We start from the raw sequence: 4,835 nt of genomic DNA, 5'->3' as shown, positions 1-4,835 counted from the left end.
CTATTTAATTATTGCATTTAATAATTAATTTTATATTTAATACTATTTTCGATGTAATTCTATAAATTTTTTAGCTTTAAAATGATCTGCGAATAGACTGCTTTTTGAATGATTAAACGATTCAATTTGCTGGGTGATTTGTGAATGAATTTTAGCTTCCGGTTCATTTCGGATAAATTCATACCATGTATGATCTGGTGAATCTTCACGTAACACAGGTAACAGCCAGTAGGTGCGTGGCTGATAAGTCTTATCGTACATAGCCTTAATGTAATAAGAAAGCTCCCTATGCCCTTTCCCACATATGCATATATTTATATCTGGCTTAATTAATCTCACTGATTGAGCAATTAAAGGTATATTTGACCGGTTGAGTCCAAAGTAAACATTAGCATCAACAATTTTTCTAAGTGCAATAGCAGAAAATAAATCAGTAGTAATAAATAGCCATTCAGAATTTCTGAAGCTTACTGGGTTAACGGCAAAGTAGCATCCTGCAATTACGCTTTCATCACGAATTACAACTTCACCATTTTTGCTGAGCTTTATAAGTGTTTTAACCTCACCTGTTGTATTAGTGACTGGCAACAACAGTTCACCTGCTTTGGTGTGATGATTACCATTTCTGTAGGCATATGAGGCTTGTTTAGTACCATAAGGTGTCATCAATCCGTTCTGCTCAAATGTATTGGATTGATCTGGCAGCGCTAGCCATTCCCATTCTTGTTGCGGTGTATATTCATAATTCGGTATAGATTGTTCTTGGCCAGCTGGTATTCCAGATTGATTTAATCCCTGAGTAGAAAACTTTGGCATTGATAATAAGGAAGGCGACGTTGCATCAAGAAAAGCAGAGAATGCTGATTTTGTAATGGTCGATACACACTGGGCATTTACCCCAGTCTTCAAATTTATTAGATAGATATGCAGAACACTATTTTCCCAATAAGCATGACAGATACCGCTAGTATTACTACTATCATCTTCTTGAACACGAAAACGGTTTATAACACCAAATTCAATATCCTTTAATGACTCTCTTACAAACCCATTGGAAGTAAAAAAATCACCCAACTGTTGTATTGAACTGATTTTCAACATATTAACTAGAACTAATTAAATGAATGAATGAATGAATTAATTCTAGTCTAAATAAATTTAATTGGCAATATATTTGCTTCGATTCATTTTATCAAATGAATTTTTAGTTGACTTCAAAATCTTCTATCTTCGCACCAGCTGCTATTAACAACCTTAACCAAGTTGGTCGCTTTCCCCGTCCAGACCATTTTTCATCAGGATTATTCGGATTATGATATTTTGGCTTAACAGTTTTCTTTTTCACCTTATCTTCTTCAACACATTTAATAAGTTCAGTTAGAGTAAGCCCAACTTTAGAAGCAATGGCCTGACATTCTTTGTAAGCCTGTTCCCTAACTTCACTTTGCTTGGCAATTAAAACATGATTTGCTCGAGCACTTAGCTGTTTAATTTCTTCGACAGTGAATTGCTCCAGATTACCTAGGATCAGTTCTTTTGCAGGAATAGCATTTGTACCTTCTCCCATTTGAAGACTTGCCACAGCAGCATCACTCATAAAAACCTCCATCAATGTATTTAATAAGCAATATATATAGTAATAATATTAACATACAAAATTAATTAATTAATATTAAAATTAATACATACTATAAATTAATTATTGAGATAACTTTCTTTTTCTCAGGAAATTTGTTTTTGATGACTGAAAACTCTTTTTATTGTCTACCCATCCTCCCCTGTTATAGGCATATGGACTAACCTGCCCATTAGAATTCATTATCTCAATTCTGGCTTGATTCAGTTTATTAGTATCTAACACATATTCTGAGGCCAATTTATTACTTTTTAGGGCTATCTTAACCACTTCAAGCGTTTGGTAATTTTCTGGAACAAGCCTTAAAGCCTTACCATTTAGCTGGCAAGCAAGTTTAACAAGTTCAAGGTTATAATATTGATTAGGGATATAACTGATTGCAAAAGGATTTTTTAGAACTTCATTATGACAGATTTGATATGTCAGTAAATTAATAGGAATAAATTTTAAAGCTATACTTGCATTTTCAAGTGCTGTTATACACATTCTCTGATCACGAAAATGACGTGGAACGTGTTGTAAGTTAATGCCATTTTCAGCAACTTTTTTTAACCATTGGGCGTAACTCCATGTGGAATTGACTTGAGCTATGTCCCAAGACGCATTGCGATTAGGTCGAGTATTTATCATATAGAGTCCTCTAATTACATTATTATATTGCAGGCACCTTTAAGTTTATATTTTACAAAAGAAAATCATTTTTTTAAATATCTAACTAAAATCAAATGTCTTTTTTTACAATTTTTTTGTCATGCACTATAGTTTCTTTAGGAGCAAATACTTAATGGATTGGCTTTAGAAAAAATTTTTTTTAGTTGTAGAATTAGGATAATAGATAAATAATTAGATAATTTTTTTCCTTTTATTGAGGCCAGTTATGAAATGCTACTTAGCCATGCTACCCCTTTTACTATTGTCTTCGTTTTCTACGAATGCAGCCATAATTGTTATTCAAAAGAATTCCGCTTCAACTCCGATAACAATTCATTTGCCCCAGAAACCTTTTAAATCATCTATTAGCCAACCCAGTTCTTCTGGCTCTACTGAACTACTTTTATCAGTTGATGATGTACTGGATAACTTCTTAAGCCGGCTCAATGCAACTTTTTACGCTGACCCAAAAATGCTGAATTCAACGGTTACTGAAATTGTCCAAAATTATAAAAATAATGGATTCAACTTTAGGGTTAGCTGTACGAAAAATAATGACGCGCTAATTTTGAAAACTAATGATAAAAGAATTTTTTATATTTACCCGACTGAATTAGGGGGCATAAAACAAGTGCAGTAATGCCATTATGATAAATATCTTAATTTTTTTGATTTCGATGCTTCTTCCTTTGTTAGTGATTGGAATGATACAACCAAAGTTATTCCTTAAAACTGGTTTGTCCTCCCGATACCAAATTATTAAATTTTTATTCTTTACTTTTTATTTCACCTTTTTTTCATCTTTGTGTATTCAATGGATGCTGGCCAGTAAGCCAGTAACCCTTTCAATCATGCTGATTACGGTTGCACTAATAATATTTGTATTCTGCTTGCCAAGATGGCTATATATTTTCATAAAAAAAATGTTGAGCCATAAATACTCAAACTTAAAGATACGGGATATAGATAAAATGTCTGGCCATAATTTTGAGCATTTTGTTGCAGAGATGCTTAATCTTTCTGGTTACCAGAATATTAAAGTTACTTCCGGATCAGGTGACAATGGTGTAGACATATTGGCTGAATTAAATGGCAAGACGTATGCTATACAATGTAAGCGTTATCGAAAAAAAATTTCCCGTGATGCGGTAAGTGATGTAGTAGCTGGGAAAATTCATTATCAATGCGATGTAGCCATGGTAATCACAAACTCATATCTGACCACACATGCGCTGGACTTCGCCAAAAGTGTTGAATGCCTAATAATAGACCGATCAGGGCTTGAGATTATATTGACTAAAATTTTTGATAATAACTGCAAGAAAGCATTTAAAGGGATTAACCATGAGATTTTTAACAGTAGAGCCTATACCCTTGCCCGACTAAAATCCAAAAAAAATCCACCTGATTAGGGTGGAATTAATTTCAGCAAAAATGCCTAAAAAGTGGACTGTCGCCACCATACCAAGAAATGGTTGCAAGCAACTATGAAAGTTCCATGTACTTGGCAGGCATTAATTATAAATAGTTTTAATTAAATTGGCAAGATATCATTTAATATATCTATAAAGGTTTTATTTAATTAATCCAATAAAATTAATTACTTAGAAAATTAAATAAATGCCAAAAAAGTATAATGATTTAATTAATATAGAATTTAAATTTATTATTTTGATATTGCTGACAACTTACTAACCGATCTACCCCATCCAGTTGGATTTCCATTTGGACAGTTTTATCTTTTGCTGGATTACCAAACCGGAATAAATATTGTCCTAACACTTCTTCATTAATAATCTTCAATTCACATGTACAAAATTTATTGATATTCCTTCTAAAGGAGGGATGGCTTAACATTATTTCAAAAGCTTGACTAAATCCAATCTCAACTGACATATGTTTACCTCGTTTAATATTGTGATTTTATATATGTATTTCAAACTAATCAGTTATCAGACATTACACTTCTTGTTATTTTTAATATTCGACGATAAAAGAAAAAGCCATCCAGATGGATGGCTTTTCCGTATGTTAAACAGTCATGGCCACATAAATGCGGATCATTTCTGAACCTTTAATTATAATGAAATAATAATTTTAATCAATGTTTTCTTATCAGGAAAGCGGTTAAAAAGCCATCCAGATGTCTGGATGGCTTCCTGTCAACAATGACCATTATGTTTGACATAAGCAGGAAAAAGGGGATTTCCTGCCTTTTTCCATGTTAATTAAAATAAGAAAAAAAGACAATATTCATTAATGTTTTAATTATTTAATAATTATACATTTCGTTGCTTTTTTAATCTGATTTATTGAAGATGATTTTCTATAATCATTAAAATAATAAAAATACAAATACATTAATAAAATCCTATTTACCATTTACTCATATATCTTATTAGTATAACTCATTGTTTTATTTATTTAATTTTTTTATATTTCATGAATTTATTTTTTGATTTTCTCAATTTTATAAAATTCACAAAACTTTCTTATGCTCTACTCTTTTTTAATTTAATTAAAATGACATTATTAAAAACCTTTAAAT

At 31.5% G+C, this 4,835-nt stretch carries 6 protein-coding genes; 2 read left to right on the top strand and 4 right to left on the bottom strand.

Annotated elements, in window-relative coordinates:
• Window positions 1-42: 42 nt before the first annotated feature.
• The 3 genes from BKE30_RS15270 to BKE30_RS15260 form a co-directional block, all read right to left on the bottom strand.
• On the bottom strand, window positions 43-1,101 hold the full coding sequence (locus tag BKE30_RS15270; protein WP_076879417.1) for a hypothetical protein: 1,059 nt from the start codon (window positions 1,099-1,101) through the stop codon (window positions 43-45).
• Between the two features lie 103 nt (window positions 1,102-1,204).
• A complete protein-coding gene (locus BKE30_RS15265) occupies window positions 1,205-1,597 on the bottom strand; it encodes an H-NS histone family protein (protein ID WP_158073213.1) in 393 nt (130 codons plus the stop codon).
• Window positions 1,598-1,699: 102 nt separating this feature from the next.
• Window positions 1,700-2,266: a DUF4116 domain-containing protein gene (locus tag BKE30_RS15260; protein WP_076879416.1), complete on the bottom strand. Its 567-nt coding sequence runs from the start codon at window positions 2,264-2,266 to the stop codon at window positions 1,700-1,702.
• 247 nt (window positions 2,267-2,513) lie between these two features.
• Here BKE30_RS15260 and BKE30_RS15255 point away from each other — a divergent pair, with 247 nt between their 5' ends.
• Both BKE30_RS15255 and BKE30_RS15250 read left to right on the top strand, forming a co-directional pair.
• Complete coding sequence (locus BKE30_RS15255) at window positions 2,514-2,927, top strand: hypothetical protein (RefSeq protein ID WP_076879415.1); 414 nt, start codon at window positions 2,514-2,516, stop codon at window positions 2,925-2,927.
• Between the two features lie 7 nt (window positions 2,928-2,934).
• On the top strand, window positions 2,935-3,699 hold the full coding sequence (locus BKE30_RS15250) for a restriction endonuclease (protein ID WP_076879414.1): 765 nt from the start codon (window positions 2,935-2,937) through the stop codon (window positions 3,697-3,699).
• 229 nt (window positions 3,700-3,928) lie between these two features.
• Here BKE30_RS15250 and BKE30_RS15245 read toward each other — a convergent pair whose 3' ends face one another.
• Window positions 3,929-4,183: a hypothetical protein gene (locus BKE30_RS15245; protein WP_076879413.1), complete on the bottom strand. Its 255-nt coding sequence runs from the start codon at window positions 4,181-4,183 to the stop codon at window positions 3,929-3,931.
• Between the last annotated feature and the right edge of the window lie 652 nt (window positions 4,184-4,835).

The sequence above is a fragment of the Alkanindiges hydrocarboniclasticus genome, assembly GCF_001982605.1.
Taxonomy (GTDB): Bacteria; Pseudomonadota; Gammaproteobacteria; order Pseudomonadales; family Moraxellaceae; genus Alkanindiges; species Alkanindiges hydrocarboniclasticus.
This window is presented reverse-complemented; position numbering and strand designations above follow the sequence as displayed.